This window comes from Alkalidesulfovibrio alkalitolerans DSM 16529, assembly GCF_000422245.1.
In the GTDB taxonomy this organism is placed as follows: Bacteria; Desulfobacterota; Desulfovibrionia; order Desulfovibrionales; family Desulfovibrionaceae; genus Alkalidesulfovibrio; species Alkalidesulfovibrio alkalitolerans.
This window is the reverse complement of the sequence record NZ_ATHI01000026.1, coordinates 386,619-404,291: the sequence shown is the minus strand read 5'-3', so window position 1 is coordinate 404,291 and position 17,673 is coordinate 386,619. Positions and strand designations below refer to the sequence as shown.

At 57.4% G+C, this 17,673-nt stretch carries 14 protein-coding genes and 1 pseudogene; 1 reads left to right on the top strand and 14 read right to left on the bottom strand.

All coding sequences use genetic code 11. The features are described 5' to 3' along the window. Positions 1-48: 48 nt before the first annotated feature. The 14 genes and pseudogenes from DSAT_RS09340 to DSAT_RS09285 all read right to left on the bottom strand — a co-directional run bounded on the left by DSAT_RS09340 (position 49) and on the right by DSAT_RS09285 (position 14,404). Positions 49-603 carry a CBS domain-containing protein gene (locus tag DSAT_RS09340; protein WP_020887254.1) on the bottom strand — a complete coding sequence of 185 codons (555 nt, stop codon included), beginning with the start codon at positions 601-603 and terminating at the stop codon, positions 49-51. Between the two features lie 203 nt (positions 604-806). Then, a pseudogene (locus tag DSAT_RS15970) lies at positions 807-890 on the bottom strand (hypothetical protein); the annotation flags it as partial. A gap of 409 nt (positions 891-1,299) precedes the next feature. Beyond that, positions 1,300-3,867, bottom strand: a complete 2,568-nt coding sequence (locus DSAT_RS09335; protein ID WP_020887253.1) for a PEP/pyruvate-binding domain-containing protein — start codon at positions 3,865-3,867, stop codon at positions 1,300-1,302. Positions 3,868-3,939: 72 nt separating this feature from the next. Further along, entirely contained in the window at positions 3,940-4,341 is a 402-nt protein-coding gene (locus DSAT_RS15935) for a transposase (protein WP_084712796.1), read from the bottom strand. Between the two features lie 102 nt (positions 4,342-4,443). Then, entirely contained in the window at positions 4,444-4,872 is a 429-nt protein-coding gene (locus DSAT_RS09330) for a response regulator (RefSeq protein WP_020887252.1), read from the bottom strand. An 87-nt stretch (positions 4,873-4,959) separates the two neighbouring features. After that, entirely contained in the window at positions 4,960-6,636 is a 1,677-nt protein-coding gene (locus tag DSAT_RS09325; RefSeq protein ID WP_161656101.1) for a sensor histidine kinase, read from the bottom strand. Between the two features lie 106 nt (positions 6,637-6,742). Continuing rightward, positions 6,743-8,431, bottom strand: coding sequence for a sensor histidine kinase (locus tag DSAT_RS09320; RefSeq protein WP_020887250.1), 1,689 nt, complete (start codon positions 8,429-8,431; stop codon positions 6,743-6,745). A 500-nt stretch (positions 8,432-8,931) separates the two neighbouring features. Beyond that, a complete protein-coding gene (locus DSAT_RS09315; RefSeq protein WP_020887249.1) occupies positions 8,932-10,395 on the bottom strand; it encodes an SLC13 family permease in 1,464 nt (487 codons plus the stop codon). 69 nt (positions 10,396-10,464) lie between these two features. Next, a complete protein-coding gene (locus DSAT_RS09310) occupies positions 10,465-11,025 on the bottom strand; it encodes a CBS domain-containing protein (RefSeq protein ID WP_020887248.1) in 561 nt (186 codons plus the stop codon). Between the two features lie 48 nt (positions 11,026-11,073). Beyond that, positions 11,074-11,487 carry a response regulator gene (locus tag DSAT_RS09305; protein WP_020887247.1) on the bottom strand — a complete coding sequence of 138 codons (414 nt, stop codon included), beginning with the start codon at positions 11,485-11,487 and terminating at the stop codon, positions 11,074-11,076. Between the two features lie 27 nt (positions 11,488-11,514). Continuing rightward, positions 11,515-11,748, bottom strand: a complete 234-nt coding sequence (locus DSAT_RS09300) for a hypothetical protein (protein ID WP_020887246.1) — start codon at positions 11,746-11,748, stop codon at positions 11,515-11,517. Between the two features lie 80 nt (positions 11,749-11,828). Then, positions 11,829-12,278 carry a response regulator gene (locus DSAT_RS09295; protein ID WP_020887245.1) on the bottom strand — a complete coding sequence of 150 codons (450 nt, stop codon included), beginning with the start codon at positions 12,276-12,278 and terminating at the stop codon, positions 11,829-11,831. Between the two features lie 58 nt (positions 12,279-12,336). Further along, positions 12,337-13,791, bottom strand: coding sequence for an SLC13 family permease (locus tag DSAT_RS09290; RefSeq protein ID WP_020887244.1), 1,455 nt, complete (start codon positions 13,789-13,791; stop codon positions 12,337-12,339). Positions 13,792-13,846: 55 nt separating this feature from the next. Then, positions 13,847-14,404, bottom strand: a complete 558-nt coding sequence (locus DSAT_RS09285) for a CBS domain-containing protein (protein WP_020887243.1) — start codon at positions 14,402-14,404, stop codon at positions 13,847-13,849. Positions 14,405-14,877: 473 nt separating this feature from the next. Here DSAT_RS09285 and DSAT_RS09280 point away from each other — a divergent pair, with 473 nt between their 5' ends. After that, positions 14,878-17,400, top strand: coding sequence for a sigma 54-interacting transcriptional regulator (locus DSAT_RS09280; RefSeq protein ID WP_020887242.1), 2,523 nt, complete (start codon positions 14,878-14,880; stop codon positions 17,398-17,400). The last annotated feature ends 273 nt before the right edge of the window (positions 17,401-17,673 follow it).

The window sequence follows — 17,673 nt, the reverse complement described above, 5'->3', positions numbered from 1 at the left end:
CTTTGATGATGTGTAAACCGCCAAAGAAGACACTCATTCCTTCAAAGGCTACAGACGGCAGACTTCCTTGATCCGCCGCACGATCTCCCGATAAACGTCGGAAAACCGCAGCAAGCCGACGAGTTTGCCGTCTTCCATAACGAACAAGGAGTCGTGCCTGAACATGACGAAGCGATGGAATGCGATGTTGAGCATTTCGTCGCTCTCGATGGTCTGGGACTTTGTCGGATGACGGATGAAATCCTTGACCAGGACATCCTTGGCCAGGGAGCACAGATCGTCGAGCGGCTTTGCCCACAGCAACGCCCGCTCCTTGGAGGATTGGATTACGTAGTCGAAGTTGACGACACGGGAACTCGCCTGCTCATCCACGAGCTTGTCGTAGTCGGGCTCAAGCCCTCGCACGACATCGATCGGCGACAGCTTGCCGACGATTCGCCCCTCGTCGTCCTGAATCAAAAGAATGCGTTGCTCCTTTTTGCCGGAGAGGTATTCCTCCTGCGCCCGCTCAAGCGCCATGACCGCCCCTGCGAATGTCGCCGCCTCGGAGATCATGGGGAACTTGCTGATTGGGACCATGAAATCCCTGACACGTTCGTTCATTGGTCACCTCGTTTGCCTGTCATGGTTCGTAGAGTCGTCTGGTCATCCGTAAGCCTTTTCCTGCACTCAACCCACCCAATCCAGAGTGCGGAGTTGTCGCGCACCTGGGGTTTCTTAAGCACTTGGCGTGCCATGGGTAGATTTTGAGAGCTTGCGCAGTTTTAACTATTTGTTTTTAAAAAGTAAAAAATCTTAACTTTGATTCAGGAAAAATGCATATTGCAGTTTACCGGAGCAGTCTCTGCGCATTTAATCGCGCAATCATGGCCGCAGATTGGCGAGTTTGCGCGATTGGCAGGTTGCCTGCGTCCTCAACACGGCAAGGCCGAGGCGCGTGAGTACCGACTGAGGTGAACTGGAGCCTGTAGGTCGCAGTCAGGCAGGCTTTTCAAAATCCCGCCAACTGTTACATCATGTTTGGACGAAGCATGCGGGGGCTGTGATCAGACGTCACTGGCAGAGACGACAGAAGATAGCGGGGAGTGTGAGCACGGTGGCCGTGAGCGGCAAACCTCGTATCACCCAGGAGAGAAAAAAACATGCTGGGTTTTCGTGCCCAGGTTATAATTTAAGGGGCTGAGGGCGAACCTGAGCGACGAGACCGCAGGAATGCAAAGGCAAAGACTCTGTGCTTCCGGCAAGATGCGCTGCGGTGGTTTCGATTCTTGCGGAAATGTCGGTTTCCGGCCCGCGTCATCACGGGCGGTTGCGATCGAATGTATAGTTGCCCTTCAAAAATTCAGCGACATACCAATCTATCTGGGCATCGTCGGACAGGCTCATGTCCAGGTGACGCATGGCCCCCAGAAGACGTCCGAGGTTATCCACCTTCTCCGAAATGCGTTTTTGGTCGTACTTCTTTATCTCCGCTCGAAGTGAATCGCCCTTCTGGACAACCCGGAATCCAAGCCAGCGCAGAGTTTCGGCAATGAGCCGTGCGCGTCTCGTGCGCCTTCCGACGTCGGCCGCCCCACCCTTGAAGGAGAACATCACGTAGTTGTCGTTTATGACTGGGCCGCAGTAGGTGTCCACGGTTGCGAAATGGTGGCCCATCCGACCATGAAAGTTCATATATTCATTTGATATTATTGAATAATTTGTGCCACCATGCCCTCTCATCGCCTGCGGCGTACGAAACACCGAGCCGGACACGACCATGTCGAATCCCGACAACGAAGAATCACGTTCGCCATGCCATCGAATATCGGGATGACGCATTCCGTCGAGAAGGGCCTTGAAAGGAATACATCTGATATCCTCAATCTCGGCAACTCTTCTTGCACCAAGGTCAACGAGCCCCCCACCCAGGTCGATGACGAGGATATTCAATGGAAGGCCCGTGAAAAGCGGCACTGCCGGTCCTGCTTCCATATCCATGTCGTCGGCGATGGAGAACATCCGGCGCATGGCCATCTCGTGGGCGAAGCGGATGACGTCGTGCAGGGTGCGGCATCCCCTGGCCGTGAATTCAGGCTTCTCCGGATCCACCAGGTTGAGCGGCGCGATGAGTTTCAGCGCTTCCTGCAATGACTTGTAGACAGGACTGCCCTTCATGAGGTTCACGGGCTTTTTTTCGGACAAAATTTCTCGGACGCGCCCCGGATAGACCACCTTGTTCGTGGCGTCCAGGGTGATTTCCTGCCCGTGGGGAAGGATGTGGGTGGCCCGGCCAACCCCGACCAGCGTGGGAATCCCGAATTCCCGAGCCACCGAAGCCATGTGGCCCGTCACGCTGCCCGTGTCCGTGACGATGCCCGCCACCTTGCCCATGGCGGCCACATAGGCCGGCGACGTCTGCTTGGCGACCAGGATGGATCCTTTGGGGATGGAATGAAGGGCATGGCTGGTCTGGACAACATAGGCGACGCCCGATGCGGTGCCTGGCGAAGCCGCTTGACCACCGGCCAGCAAAGGAGTGTGCCCGGGAACGAATTCGCAGCATTCCGCCTGCGGAAGTTCTTGCGCGCGCATCAACGGCCGCGTCTGAAGGATGAGGAAACGCTCACCTTCGTCAAGAGCCCATTCGACATCGAGCGGCATCCCGTAATGGTCTTCAAGCCGTTGGGCGTACTCCGCGAGCCTGGCAACCTGTTCAGGAGTCAGGCAAGGCGCCGTCCGCAGATGTTCAGGCAATTCTTCCGCAGTCGTTCCGCCATCCGGAAGAAACTTCAAACGTTCGGTTTTTCGGGCGGTCGTGCTGGCGACAATCGCGTGATCGTCACGCCGCACCCGCCAGAAATCAGCGTCGACCGATCCGTCCACGAGGCTCAAACCCAGCCCCCATACGCCGGAGACGAGCATTTCCCGCATGGTCGTCGCATTCGGATCGACGGTGTATGCCACGCCGCTGGCCCGGGCCTGCACCATGGCCAGCACCAGCACGCTCATCATGACGTCCTGATCCGAGTACCCTTTGGTCCGGCGATAAAAGACCGCCCTGGGAGTAAAGATGCTGGCAACGACCTCGCGCCATGCGGAGGCTACATTGCCCGGCACGACGCCGAGAACGGTCGTATGCTGTCCGGCAAAGGATGCGCCTGAATCCTCGCAGACCGCTGACGAGCGGACGGCCAGCCGCAGATCCGGCCCAAGCCGTGAAACCATGCTCCGCACAGCCGAGTTCAAGGCATCTTCGAGTTCGGGCGGCAGCGGGGCCGATAGAACATGGCGCCATGCATTCTCGCATGCGTCTTCGAGCGCAGCCGTATCAGAGACGTCCACCTTCGCCAGCATACGGCCGAGGGTTTCCTGCAATCCTGAATAGCGCATGAAGAGGGCGGCCGCCGAGGCGGTCACGGCGAATCCTTGCGGGGTCGGGAGACCGACCCTGTTGCCAACCTCGCCGAGATTGGCCGCCTTGCCCCCGACTTCATCCAGGTTTTCCAGCGACAGGCGTTCGAGCGGGAGCACGATCAGTGGGGAATCGAACGAACGGCGTCGCGAGAGAGCGCGAAGCGCCTTGATGCCGATAGTTTCGGCTCGATCGAACAATTCCGGAAATGCGCCCCCGGAAAGGGCATTAAGGTCTTCGACCAGGTCGTAGACTCCGCCGACCAGGGTTTCGGCCAGACCGAGTGCCTCGTCCTGGGTGAAGGAGCGCCCTTCGTAGATGAGCCTCTCCAAGTCGGTCAGCAATTCCAGCGCCTGATTGTTGCCAGCAAGGAGACTCTTGAACGCCCGGTATCGCCGTTCGAGGGTCAGATCGTCGCGCGACTCGCGACGAATGACGGAGTTGCGTCGGAAAAACTCAAGAAGCTTGGGCATCAACCTCTCGCATTACGTGAGAACTTTGGTCGCAACGGTTCCGTTTCGATTTCGCCCCTGTCACTGACAGGGCTATGCTGAAATCTCTTTGCGTTTTTCTCCGCTTTCCCCAACTCGACCTGCAAACCGTTTCTTGCTTCTTCGAGGAACCGGCTTCGGGTTGGGGCATGCCGCAAATCGATTCCAGTCAAGCCGGTGCGCCTCTTTCATCACCGCAAGAAGCACCGCTCTGATGAGATCCCAGACTCCGGTGTTTTGCCATTCCCGAAGGCGTCGCAGGCACGTCATTCCCGATCCGCATCCCATCTCCGTCGGCAGATGCTCCCAAGGAGTGCCCGTCTCCAAAACGAACAGTATGCCTCGCAAGACGGATTTATTGCTCAGGCGGCGGCGCCCTCCGCGAGGACGCGGCGGCGGCTTGGGCAGGAGCGGCCCGACAATCTGCCATATCCGTTCATAATCAGAATGATTCATGGCGACCCACGACTCTGTTTGAGGTTTTGGGTTTGGTGCGGAGGGATGCCGGAAGGGCTGGCCCAGCCACGGGAGTCGATGCCGGGCCAGCCCTGTTCGTTGCTAGTCTCCGCGTCTCAGGGCGATGCTCTGCGCCCGCGCCTCGACAATACGCTGCTCGTGTTCACGGCGTCTGCCCGCCGCGAGCTTGGCCTTGTCCATCAGTTCTTCGAGTTCGCACGGCTTGAGCATGTAGTCGTATGCCCCGAGCTTCATGCCCTCGATGGCGGTTTCCACTGTCCCGTGACCGGTCAGCATGATCACCTCGGTCAGCGGGTACTCGGCCTTGATGCGCCGCAATGTTTCGATGCCGTCCATGACGGGCATCTTCACATCCAGCACCACGACCTCCACGCCCCCCTCCGCCAATGCCTCCAGAGCCGCCTGTCCGGAGAGGGCGGTCTTGACCTCGATTCCGCGCTTGGTGAGGCGCTTCTCCATGGTCTCGACGAATCCCTGCTCATCATCAACCAGTAAAATTTTGACGCTCATGATTGAATCCTCCATTGTTTTCGGCAGGAGTGTCCACGATAGAGCCCTCGCTTGCCGTTGATCCCTGTTTTGCTAGAGGTTCGCCCTCTATCCTTCATCTTCCTCCGGGCGTTTTGCCCTTATCGGGAGACTGACCGTAAATTTGCTGCCGTGCCCGACGCGACTTGCGACTTCGAGCTTCCCACCCATCTTCTGAATTATTCCGTAACAGATGGAGAGCCCGAGCCCGGTTCCCTTGCCGACCGGCTTCGTGGTGAAGAACGGATCGAATATCCTGTTCAGATTGGTCTTCGGAATCCCGTGTCCCGTGTCTTCGACGGAGAGGACCAGGTTGTCGCCCTGTCGGATCGTGGAAAGCGTAAGAACTCCGCCCTTCTCTTCCATCGCATCCAGGGCGTTGTTGATGAGGTTCAAAGCCACCTGCTGCAGTTCGGAATAGGAAACGTACAAGGGGGGCAGATTCTCGGCCAGATCCTGCACGATTTCGACATTGGCGAAGCGGGCCCGCTGCAGGGAGAGTTCGACCATCTCGCGCACGAGGGCGCTCAAATCCACATCGGAATGCGACGGTTCCCGCTTGCGCGCGAAGGTGAGCAATTTGTGGGTAATCTCGCGGCAGCGCCGACCCTGGGTACGTATCTGGGCCAAAGCGCGCTTGATCTCGGCCTTGTCTTGCTCGGTCTGGATTCCATCGGCCAGGATGTCTTCCACCCAGCCGGCTTCTTCCATCATGATCGCCACCGGATTGTTGATCTCATGACCGATTCCCGCCGCGAGCTCGCCAAGGGAGGCCAGCTTGCCTGCCTTGATGACTTGCTCGTTCATGGTCTCCTTTTCCTTGTCGATCTTCTGCAGCATGCGCACCATGCGGCCGGAAAGCACAAAGGCCATGGCTCCGACGGCGAAAGCGGTGAGCAGGATGCCTGAAAGTGCCAGTATTCGGGCTGTCTTCAAGGCGGCGAAGGCATCATCCGCCTCTTGCTGGAAAACTAGGAGCCAGTCGCCGTCCTTGAGGGGGGCGACGACGAACAGAACATCCTTGCCGGTTCCCGGGCTCTTTCGAATCGTTGAAACGACCCCGGCGGTCCGTTCGATTCCTGCAGCGCTTCCGACGTTTTCGCTTATGATTTCCAGAAGTTCGCGGGGATCTGGCGTGAATTCCATGCGCCGAGCATGAACCTGCAGCGTGCCCGCTCGGTCCACAATATATGCCAATCCCGTATGTCCAAGGCTGATGTCATCGATGAGATCGTTGAATGTTGCAAAGTCGATGGTCGCCCGGACGACGAATTCACGTCCTCCCCAGACTCTGTGGTCGGCGACGATGAAATGCGGAGACCCGCGCAGTCCGCTGAACACATCGGAGATGTAGGACTGGCGGTTCATGGCCTGCCTGAACCACTCGGCCTCGGAGTAGTCCGCGCCGTCGAGCTGCAATGGACCGGCATAGGCGACCTGCCTTCCGTCGCTCGAGACCACGCCTATATCCACGAAAACGTCTTGGCTTCGAGTTTGCAAGATAGTCAGCAGATCTTCGAGCACCTCGCCGTCACGCAGCATTTCCTGTCCTGCCAGGTCTGCGATGATTTGCAGTTCCGACAGACACTGTCGCAAGAAGATGTCCACGTTTTGTCGGTGCTGTTCGACCAACGATTCGGCATGGGCGATCGTCTTTTCTGAATAGGAGGATTGGAAGTGGCTGCTCCAGGCAAAAGCAAGAAACATTATGGGGAGCAGCGAGGCAAGTATGATCAGCAGTATCATCCTGCGTCGAAAGGGACTGTAGTAAGGATGGTATGCCATTTCTTATTCCTTCCTTGTCTCGTGCGATGTTCGACCGGTCACGTTGCCACCTTTCATCGCCCGCTCTCTAGCGAATGTCGGCTGGAGCTTCCTGCGGAAGGTTGATGATGAATGTGGTCCCTTCTCCCGGCTGGCTGTGGACAGAAATTTCACCGCCCAGCTTCTGGATTATTCCATGGCAGATGGACAATCCCAGACCCGTTCCTCGTCCGGGCTCCTTGGTGGTGAAGAAGGGGTCGAATATCTTGTCCAGATTCTCCTTGGGGATCCCGATGCCCGTATCGCTGATGCTCACGGTGATGCCGCCCTCCGACAGCTTGCTGACGGAGATCGTGATTCGGCCGCCTCCGTGAATGGCGTCGATGGCGTTGTTCAGGAGATTGAGAAGGACTTGGCGTAACAGCGAGGGCTCGCTGTGGATGATCGGGAGATCGGAGGCGAACTCCTTGACTATGCTGATGTTGTTCAGGGTCGCTTCCCGCTCGCGCATGCCCACGACTTCGGACACGAGAGTGTGCATATCCACATCCCGAATCGTGGAGTCCATCTTGCGTGCGAAGCTGAGGAGCTTGTGCGTGATTTCCCTGCACCGCCCCGCCTGGGTCACTATCTCCCGCAGGGAGTCATGAAATTCGTCTATCTCCGCGAATCTGGCCATCGTCTCGCGCTTGAGCAGATCCTGGAGCCATCCGGCCTCTTCGCCGATGATCGCCAGGGGGTTGTTGATCTCGTGAGCGATGCCCGCCGAGAGCTGGCCGATGGCGGCGAGTTTTTGCGACTGGATGACCTGATCGTTCAGCAGCGTCTTTTCCATGTCGATCTTCTCGACCTGGGCGAGCAGGAGGCGAAGGCCCAGAACCGCCGCTCCCGCCAGAAGAAGGACGCACACGCCGAAAAGCAAGGCGTAGTTGGCGGTTCGCGTCCGAAGTGCTTGGTTCAGTTCACGTTCTTCTCGTTGCACCACAAGCCACCAGTCTGACTTGGAGGTCAGCCTGGCGATCGTGTAGTCAAAGACAACTCCCTGGAGCTCTCGCTTGAAGGACCCGTCGGCGCCAGTCGAGATGGAACGCAAAAGGGCATCGTCAACCTTCTGGAGAATCGCTCCGTGAGTGAGGGATCTGGTCTGTAGCACCCCCTCCGAGTTAACGATGAACACTTCGCCAGTACGCCCCAGGCGGATGTTGTCCAATAGTGAACTGAACAAGAAGACATTGACCGTGACGCGCATGACCCAAGTCTGCTTGCCGTTCTCTTTCTTTATGGCGATGATGAAATGTGGAGAACGGCGATACCCGAGGAAAACGTCGCTGACGGTGACGCCATTCTCCATTACGTCGAGGAACCACTCCTCCTTGCTGTAATCCATTTCAAGGAGATCATGAGGGCCGACATAGGCCAAGTGCTTTCCATCTTCGCCGAGGATGCCGATATCCTCGAATACATGGTCAAAATCTCGATCCATCTTGCTGAACACGGAAGCAAGATTCTCCGGCGACCTCAGTTCACCGAGCGAGTGCAGGTCGGATGTGAACTGCACAATGCTCAAAAGATCCTTGATGTTGACGTCTGTATTCTTTTTGTATTTTCTTGCCATGATCTCCATGTTTTCTTTGAATCGCGAGCGCGTGTCCCCGTCAATTTCGTTGATCGAATAAATGAACGCGCCTGCGGCGACAAAAATTGCAGGCATGAATATGTATACTAAAACAGTGAATACTATGCGCCGCTTCTTGTTGTCCGACAGTGCATTCAGCATATTGTCCTCGTTTCTGTCCCATTGCTTGACTGTCTATTGCAAATGCAAGCCGACCATTCTTTGTGTGGCGCAGTCGTGCGATATCCTGGTGGCAGCATCTCGTTTCCACATTTTGTTCGAGCAAATTTCATCTTCCATGAATCATGAACGAAGGTCAGCAGGCGTGTTCTGCGACCCATGGCAACGCGACGAGGGAAATCCAAGATTTCGACCATGGAGGCCGCCGGAAGCGCAGTGACGAAGAACGTGCGTCTTCGAGGAGTTGCAGCCGGGACATGCCTGAAGAAGACAGCACGGATGTCCGGGCCGAGGAAGCATTGCATATTGAATAACGCCGGGACGGATCGAACGAAAGCGGACGAGGACATAGTGCGGCGCGAGGAAATCCCCTGGGGTGAGGAACACGGGCGTGGACGCGTCGAGGAAGTGGGACGCGCGGCCGCGTTGAGGTTCAGCTCCGCATTTTGTTTGTTCATTGCATCCGTCCCGGCGTTATTTTCTCAATAGAATCCGATCATGGGCCAATACAGGAGAACTCCCACGGTGGAGACGAGCAGCAACGTAAGACACCAGGGAACGGCCACCTTCACGAATTCTATCTGGCTGAAGTAGCCCGTGCTGTAGGCGATGATCGTCGGCGGGCAGCCGATGACCAGCATGATGAAGGAGGTCGTGATCGGTGAGAGCAGCGCCACCGCCTGGGGCGACATGTTCATCATTTCGGCCATGGGCAACGTGATGGGCAGGGTGAGGGCCACCGCCGCCGAGTTGCTCATGAGGCTCGACAGGAACGATCCGAAGAAGCCGAAGCCATAGAAGACGACGAAGGAGGGCTGCCCATCGAGAAGCGGCAGGCAGACTTCGGCGAGGTACTGGCCGGCTCCGGAGCTCAACATCGCCGCGCCCATTGACACGCCTGCGCCGAAGACGATCCAGGATTCCCAAGGGAATTTGTCGCAGATCGTCTTGAAGGAAATGAACTTTGGGCCGCAGAAACCGGCCAGCGCCAAGGCGGCCACGACGCTCACATGCCAGCCGGTGAGATCGGAAAGGGTCCACATGATGAACGTGAGGGTGAAAATGATCGTCACGCCAAGTTCCTTGCCGCGCATGGGAGGCATCTTATCCATCATGACCTCGGCGGGCAGTTCCTTTTCCTTGGGCCTGAAGATCAGCCAGAGTACGCCCCAGGTGGCCACCGCGGTCAGAAAGGCCAGAGGAAACTGGATCACGATGTACTCCATGAAGCCGACCGTGACCTTGCCATTGGTGAACGACTGCAATATTTCGACAGCCAGGGGATTTCGCCCGCCGCCTAGCAGCGTTCCGAAACCGCCGGCCGATGATGCCAAGGGAATGAGAATTATAAAAAACTTCGAAAGATTGTTGCTTTTGAGGGGCGTTATCCCCATGGACACAAAAACCGGGACCAAGGCGAAAATCATGATGACCGTGACAGTTGCATCATGGAAAACGGTGGCCATCATCGTACAGCCAACAGCCAACACGAAGCTGAGCTTCTTGACTCCTGTGCCCGCCATCTTGAACACGTAATACATGATCCTGTTTGCCAGGCCCACTTCGTTGAGCACGACGCCGAACATGACGATCATGAGCACGAACATGACCGCCGGGCTGGCGAAGGGAGCCCAGGCCGCACCAGGACTTTGAATGCCGAAGAGGATCAATCCGGCCGCCGCGACCAGCGCTGAGACGCCGATCGGTATGGCTTCCGTAACCCACAGGATAACGATGGACAGAAGCAACGCGAGGAATCTGTGCCCCTCGGGAGACAAATTATCCGGTGTAGGCAAGGCGTAGACGCCTAGTCCCACTGCAATGGCCAGCAGCACTTTTATTATTATGCTGCGGCCTGATTGTTCGGGGCCGGAAGGATGCTCCTCCACGAGGAGTTCGTCTTCAGGCCGATCTCTATAATCTGCTTTCTTGGCTTCAGCGGTCATTTCGAACACCCCTTCTCATTACGTTTGCGCTTTCTCCTTTCCCGCTGTGCGGGAAACCATCCCGTCGTGTTAGAGGTTGCAGGTCTCGTTCATGATTCTGGACATGTGCGCGTACAGGTCGGAAAACAACAGCATCCCGCGAAGCTGCGCGCCGTCGGTGACAAACAGCGAATCGTGGCGGCCCATGACGAAACGGTGCACCGCCTGGTCGAGGCTGTCCGTGATGTCCACCGTCTGCGCGGCGGTGGGACGGCGGATGAAATCCTTGATCTTCACGTCGCGCGCCTTGGAGCAAAGTTCCTTGAGAGGCCTTGTCCACAGGGTCGCTTGATCGAAGAGCGAGCGCATCATGTGATCGTACGAGGCGCCAAGGGTATGGGCGCCCACGGCCTCGCCCATCTTCGAGTACTGGGGTTCGAGCCCACGCAAAACGTCCATGGGGGATATTTTCCCCACGACGCGACCCCTCTCGTCGTGAACCAGCAGGATGCACTGTTCGCTTTTTCCCGATTTGTAATCCTCGTGGCATTGGTTGAGCGTCCTCACCACCGTTCCGAACGTCTCCTCCTCGGATATCCTCGGGAATCGCTCGGCAGGTATCATCAGTTTTTCGACAGTCATCGATTCCATGTTCTTCCTCCACGTCTTCCGGCTTGATTGCCGCCAATGCCCCGGTGATCAGGCGCGCCTGCGCTCCAGCTTCTGGGCATATGCTCTTCCGATGTGGTCAATGAGGGTGTCCACATCGCAGGGTTTCATCAGATACTCGAACGCTCCCATGCGCACCCCCTCGGTGGCCATCTCGATCGAGGCATGCCCGGTAAGCAGGATCACCACCGTTTCTGGATGACGTTTCTTGAGCTCCGTCAGGGTTTCCAGGCCGTCCAAACCCGGCATCTTCACATCCAGAACGACCACATCAATGGGTTGCTCCGAAACGATGCGTAGAGCTTCCAGACCGCTGCTCGCAGTGACGACGTTCTGATTGCGTTCCAGCATGCGCTTGCCCAGGGTGCGAAGGAAGCGTTCTTCGTCGTCCACCAGAAGTATTCTGGGAACCACTGCGTTTTGGCCGGAAGCAACGGGCATCATGGCAAGCTCTCCTTGGGTTCCTCCGGGTCATTCGCCCAGAAGCGTTCTCACGAGCGTGCACAGCACGTTCAGAAGGATGAGACCCAGCACGCTCGCAGGCCAGAACCACCACTTCTTCAGGATGGCGGGGTTCCAGGCGTTTTTGCCGCGAGGCAGGTGATGAAGCGCCTTGAACGGGACAAACTCGGACGCGGCGCCGGGCTCAGGGGCAGCCTTTTCCGTTCCCGTCCGCATTTCCTTGCTAAAAGCTTCGTCCTTCATTCCCATCTCTCCATCCACCGAATCGGATTCGCCATTTCCCCGCCGGAGCGCCGCGACGGGGAAATGGCTGGATGCAAGACCTAAAAACGCATGCTTTTTTCGAGCTTGTCGAGTTGCGCGCGTTCCTCGGCCTTGCGGATCCTCTCGTCACGCTCAAGCTTGACCGCGTAGGCATCCTGAATTTTCGCGACCAGCCCCTGAAACTCATACGGCTTCATCAGGTAGTCGAAAGCGCCGAGCCTCATTCCCTCCACGGCGGAGGGCACGTCGGCATGGCCGGTCAAGAGCAGGACTTCGACCCCGATGTGCTTTTCGCGGATCTCGGCCAGGGTTTCGATGCCGCTCAAGCCAGGCATCCTTATGTCGAGAACCACAACGTCCACCGGAGTCCGAGCCAGAACTTCGAGCGCTTCCATCCCGCTGCCCACGCTCAAGACTTCGTAGCCTCCCTCGACGAGACGCTTTCCCAAGGTCGTGCGAAACCGCTCCTCGTCGTCGACAAGCAAGAGTTTCGGCTTTTCCTGAACCATATGGCATCCTCCTCTTGGGCCAGTCGGCCTTTTGGGCCGACTGGCGTTTGCAATGCGCCTAATAGAATCCGATCATCGGCCAGTAGAACATGACCCCCACGACGGCCACGCCGAGCAGAACCAGACACCAGGGCACGGCCACCTTGATGAAATCCACTTGGCTGAAATAGCCGGTGCTGTAGGCGATGATGGTCGGCGGACAGCCGATGACCAGCATGATGAACGAGGTGGTTATGGGTGCGAGCAGCGCCACGGCCTGAGGCGACATGTTCAGCATCTCGGCCATGGGCAGGGTGATGGGCAGCGTCAGGGCCACGGCCGCCGAGTTGCTCATCATGCTAGAAAGGAACGACCCGAAGAAGCCCATCCCATAGAAAACCAGGAATGAAGGTTGCCCCTGCAAGAGCGGCAAGCAGACTTCCGCCAGATACTTGCCCGCGCCCGAGTTGAGCATCGACGCGCCAAGGGAGACGCCGGCGCCGAAAACGATCCACGACTCCCACGGGAACTTGTCGCAGATGGTCTTGAACGAGATGAACTTTGGACCGCAGAATCCCGCCAGAGCCAGGGCGGCGACCACGCTCACGTGCCAGCCCGTGAGATCCGAGAAGGTCCAGAGGATGAAGGTCAGCGTGAAGATGATGGTCACGCCGAGTTCCTTGCCTCGCATGGGCGGCATCTTCTCGATCCTGACGGCTGCGGGGAGCTCTTTCTCCTTGGGCCTGAAGATCATGTACACTACCGCCCATGTGGCGAGGGCTGTGAATATGGAAAGGGGAAACTGGATGATGAGGTATTCCATGAACCCGACGTTGACCGCGCCGTTGGTGTACTTGGCGAGGATTTCGACGGCCAGCGGGTTTCTGCCGCCACCCAGCAGCGTGCCGAATCCGCCAGCGGATGCGGCCAGGGGAATGAGGATGATGAAAAATTTGGAAAGATTGTTGCTTTTACCCGGAGTGATCCCCATGGCACGCAGCACTGGGACCAGGGCGAAGATCATGATGACCGTGACTGTCGCATCGTGAAAGATCGTGGCCAGCATGGTGCAGCCCACGGCCAGCACGAAGCTCAGCCGCTTGACGCCTGTTCCGGCTATCTTGAATATCCACGACATGATGCGGTTGGCCAAGCCGACCTCGTTCAACACCACGCCGAACATGATGATCATGAGCACGAACATGACCGCGGGGCTGGCGAAGGGTGCCCACGCCCTGTTTGGCGACTCGATGCCGAAGAGGATGAGGCCGGCGGCGGCGCAAAGCGCGGTCACGCCGATGGGGATGGCCTCGGACACCCACAGGATGATCACCGTAGTCACCAGAGCCAGGAATTTATGGCCCTGCGCAGGAAGGGTTTCGGGGGTGGGCAGCAGATAAATGCCTATGCCCACGGCGAAGGCGAAAAGAACCTTGAGCAGTATCGTCCGGCCGGATTGCACCGGTCCCTGGGATTCTTCTTCGTGGACGACGAGTTCATCGGGCGAATTGCCTGGAGCTGCGTGAGCACTCATGGTGAGACCTCCGTATGTCGACCTGGTGGATAGTTGTTTGCTTGCAGCGCCTGTGTTACAGGCGGCAGACTTCCTTTATTCGCCTGCTGATTTCCTTATATACGTCCGAAAAACGGATGAGCCCGACAAGTTTTTGTCCGTCCATCACGAAAAGCGAGTCGTGCTTGAACATGACAAAGCGGTGGAAAGCGGCATTGAGGGACTCTTCTGCGCCGATGATCTGCGACTGCGAAGGATTGCTCACAAAATCCCGCACAAGCATATCCTTGGCAGTCGAGCACAGGTCATCGAGCGGCTTCGACCAAAGAGTGACCTGATTCTTCATCGTCTGGATGACGTAGTCGAAATTGCCGACCAGAGCGCTGGCCTGCTCATCGACGAGCTTGTCGTAGTCTGGCTCCAGGCCGCGTACGACATCGATGGGTGAGAGCTTGCCCACGATCTTGTTGTCTTCGTCGCGGACGAGGAGGATGCGCTGCTCTCTTTTTCCCGAGAGATATTCCTCCTGGGCGCGATCAAGCGCCATGACCGCCCCGGCGAAGGTCGCCGTATCGGAGATCATGGGAAACTTGCCAATGGGGACCATGAAATCCTTGACTGTTCCATTCATCATTCTCGCTCCTCTGGTACTTTCCGTAAGAGTCGAGATCGTGCACGATCCATGTTTCTGAACTCGGCGCGCCTCGTGGCGCGAACCTGAAAAACCATTTGCGCGCAAATCAGAGCTAAACTTATCAAATGCCGTGCCTAAACTGCTCGCGCAAGCGACAGCTGAACGACAACATGCTGATTAAACTAGTTTTTTATTTGTTTATTTTATCACTATCTTGGCCAAGGCGCCATGTGAAGAGGGTCGATTGCGTGGAGCAAGCGCCTTCCATTGCCCTACCATGCGCGATTTTATGCATAACTTTTCCTTGTGCGTGATTGGAGAGCCTGCTAGTGCTCTATTGCGCGATAGCCGCAGGGCGCCCGTGGGGTCCTTGGAGACGATACCGGGCAAATGGTCGGGGTTTCATGCCATGCCTGAAGAAGGCGCCACGGGAGGCAGGGCGCTTGCCGCGGTTCAAAACGGGGAGATTGGCGATGCGTTTAAGCGATGTGAAGGATTGGTTCCTGCGTCTGGCGCGTTCCCAGCGTAAGCCCGAGCGGCGCAAGCTGCGCACTCGGCTGCTGCTTTCCCTCATCCCTTCCTCGATGATAGTCTTGGCCGCCACGGGATACGCCACGTACTGGACGTCGTCCGAGTTCATATCCATCGCTCTTGAGCGCATCTCCAGACTTCACGCCACGACCACTGCCCATGCGGTCGAGGACTACCTCGCGAAGTACAAGCGTGATCTGCTTTTCGCGGCGAGGATGCCGATAACGCCCGAAGGGATGGCGCGCTATCTTTCCGACCTGAAAGGCATCGGAGGAGAAATATTCACCGAGTTCGGCTACATACCCAAGCGAGAAGGACAGCACATCGCGTTTGTCACCCAGGGAAACATGACCATCCGATTGACCCCGGATGAGATGAGGGAAATCCGGCCAAGTCCTGTTCTTTTGTATGGCCGGATCGATGGCCTGAAGATGGGCGAGGTCTGGCTTTCGCGGTTTAAGGAGGTGGAATATCCTTTTCCGACCGAGGAGAATCCGCACGCGCGCTTTTCAGTGAAGGTCATCCGCTTCGTCACTCCATGCCAGGACGAGAACGGGGACATCACAGGATTTCTCTACCTTGCCATCGACGCTCGCAATATCCGGAACATCTTGTCGCTTTACGATTCGAAGAAATCGCCGGTTTTTGCTTTTCCTCGCAATCCTCGCCTTTCCCGATACACTTTCTTTTTCGACGATGAGGGATGGGTGATCTTTCAATCCGAATCGGTCGAAATCCCCGAGGCCGATCTGAACACCCTCGAATTCCGTGCTGTCAAACGCGGAACCCTTGGCAGGCCTGGACTTCCAAACGCGTTCAGACCTGCGGACGACGAGGGGCGTTACTGGCAAATCGTCGATGACGCCCGAAACGGAGGCAAAGGGCTGCTCCGCGCGGTGGACGATGCCTATGGCAGGTCCTCCGACCGCAACTATTTTCTTGCCTACGCTCCAGTGCAACTCGTTTTGTCTCTTGGGGAGGCGCCGGTGGTCATTGGCGGGGTGGGGTATGTCGACAGAAGCGTCTTGATCGAGCTCGCGGGCTACCGACATCTTGACGTGATGATCGTCATCACCGTCATCGCCGTGCTGGCTATCACCGGAGTCATCGCGATCACGGCTCGTCGGACCACGCACGGCCTGATCGAACTGGCATCCGCGGTCGCCCACGTTCGCGACAAGGGGCGGTGGGAGGAAATCCGGCTGCATGAGACCGGATACGAAGCCGAAACCCTCAAGGAATCAATCAATTCAATGATCGCGACCATTCGGAAACAATTCGACGAAATCAGGGCCAAGGACATGGAGATCGAGTCGGTAGCCCTCAAGGAGCCAGCCACTCTCGCCGTCGATCACCATCCGCCAGGAGTCGATGACGTATTCCCCGAATTCATCGGCTCCGGACCGCTCATGTCGCAACTGAAGCGCGATATCGCCAAGGCGGGTCAGGTCGATGTGGACGTGCTCATCGAGGGAGAGACTGGCACCGGCAAGCAACTCGCCGCGGAAGCGGTTCATCGGCTTTCGCGGCGCGCGGACAAACCGTTCATATCCATCAATTGCGGAGAACTGGACGAAAACCTGCTTCTCGACACGCTGTTCGGGCACGTCAAGGGAGCATTCACCGACGGCAAGACGGACCGCCGCGGAGCGTTTCTGGAGGCTAACGGGGGAACGCTTTTTCTGGACGAGATTCAATCGGCGTCACTCAAGGTGCAACAGGCTTTGCTGCGAGCAATATCCATGCGCAAGGTCAAACCTTTGGGAAGCGATAAGGAGACCGATGTGGACGTGCGCCTGATCACGGCCACGAACTTCGACCTTAAGACACTCATAGAACAGGGAAAATTCAGAGAAGACCTTTATTACAGATTGAAGGTCATCACCATTCAGACCCCACCTTTGCGTGAACATCGCCAAAATGTTCCCTCTCTGGCGCTGCACTTCCTTCGCGAAGCCGAGCGCATGGCTGGGCGGTCCGGCCTTACCTTGTCGCGCGGGGCGCTCGAAAAGCTTGTCATCTACCATTGGCCCGGAAACATCCGAGAGCTCAAACACGTCATCATCACTGCCGCAGTCATGGTCGAAGGCAAGATCATCCAGGCCGAACAACTCAATCTCGACATGGAGACGGCCGACGCCTCGTTGTTGGTACCGCGAAATGGAGACACGCCCCTCCTGCCGCCCGACGGCGACCGCGAACCGCTGTCCACCGGCTCGTCGTCGTCCTCCCCGCGCGATACATTCCCACCGGACCTCAACCGGAGGCAAATAGCGGCCTACGAGTTTGCCGTGCGCAATGGCGACATCACGAGCAAGGATCTCCTTCGTCTCATGGATGGCAGCATATCCAAGCGAACCGCCACTTACGACATCCAAGACCTTGTCGCGCGAGGCCTGCTCGAAAAAATTGGCAAGGGGCCCACGACACGTTATGTGCTGGCGAGAAAACAGCAAGAATCCTGAATTCCGAAGGGATAGGTAGCTCAGGCCGTCCAGTCTCGCCCATCTCTGGATTTCTCTTCACCATCGAGGGCAAGGGCCGCACCTCGCTGGGCGCTGGAGGCGGCATGGAACACTCCGGCCCGACCCGACCAGTCTGATCTTTTCGCACCGGGCTTCGATCTGCACGTCAAGCTGGAGCGCGGCGGGGTCGAAGTAATTCACACTCCAAAGTCAGGTCGGCGCGCCTCTATTGCGTGTTCTCCTGCCTTCATTCACGCACTGCACGCCAGGGCG

Coding starts and splice junctions, on each gene's coding strand:
- DSAT_RS09335 (WP_020887253.1), bottom strand. CDS start 3,867: ATGCCCAAGCTTCTTGAGTTTTTCCGACGCAACTCCGTCATTCGTCGC.
- DSAT_RS09290 (WP_020887244.1), bottom strand. CDS start 13,791: ATGAGTGCTCACGCAGCTCCAGGCAATTCGCCCGATGAACTCGTCGTC.
- DSAT_RS09300 (WP_020887246.1), bottom strand. CDS start 11,748: ATGAAGGACGAAGCTTTTAGCAAGGAAATGCGGACGGGAACGGAAAAG.
- DSAT_RS09320 (WP_020887250.1), bottom strand. CDS start 8,431: ATGCTGAATGCACTGTCGGACAACAAGAAGCGGCGCATAGTATTCACT.
- DSAT_RS09295 (WP_020887245.1), bottom strand. CDS start 12,278: ATGGTTCAGGAAAAGCCGAAACTCTTGCTTGTCGACGACGAGGAGCGG.
- DSAT_RS09325 (WP_161656101.1), bottom strand. CDS start 6,636: ATGATACTGCTGATCATACTTGCCTCGCTGCTCCCCATAATGTTTCTT.
- DSAT_RS15935 (WP_084712796.1), bottom strand. CDS start 4,341: ATGAATCATTCTGATTATGAACGGATATGGCAGATTGTCGGGCCGCTC.
- DSAT_RS09315 (WP_020887249.1), bottom strand. CDS start 10,395: ATGACCGCTGAAGCCAAGAAAGCAGATTATAGAGATCGGCCTGAAGAC.
- DSAT_RS09305 (WP_020887247.1), bottom strand. CDS start 11,487: ATGATGCCCGTTGCTTCCGGCCAAAACGCAGTGGTTCCCAGAATACTT.
- DSAT_RS09330 (WP_020887252.1), bottom strand. CDS start 4,872: ATGAGCGTCAAAATTTTACTGGTTGATGATGAGCAGGGATTCGTCGAG.
- DSAT_RS09310 (WP_020887248.1), bottom strand. CDS start 11,025: ATGGAATCGATGACTGTCGAAAAACTGATGATACCTGCCGAGCGATTC.
- DSAT_RS09280 (WP_020887242.1), top strand. CDS start 14,878: ATGCGTTTAAGCGATGTGAAGGATTGGTTCCTGCGTCTGGCGCGTTCC.
- DSAT_RS09285 (WP_020887243.1), bottom strand. CDS start 14,404: ATGATGAATGGAACAGTCAAGGATTTCATGGTCCCCATTGGCAAGTTT.
- DSAT_RS09340 (WP_020887254.1), bottom strand. CDS start 603: ATGAACGAACGTGTCAGGGATTTCATGGTCCCAATCAGCAAGTTCCCC.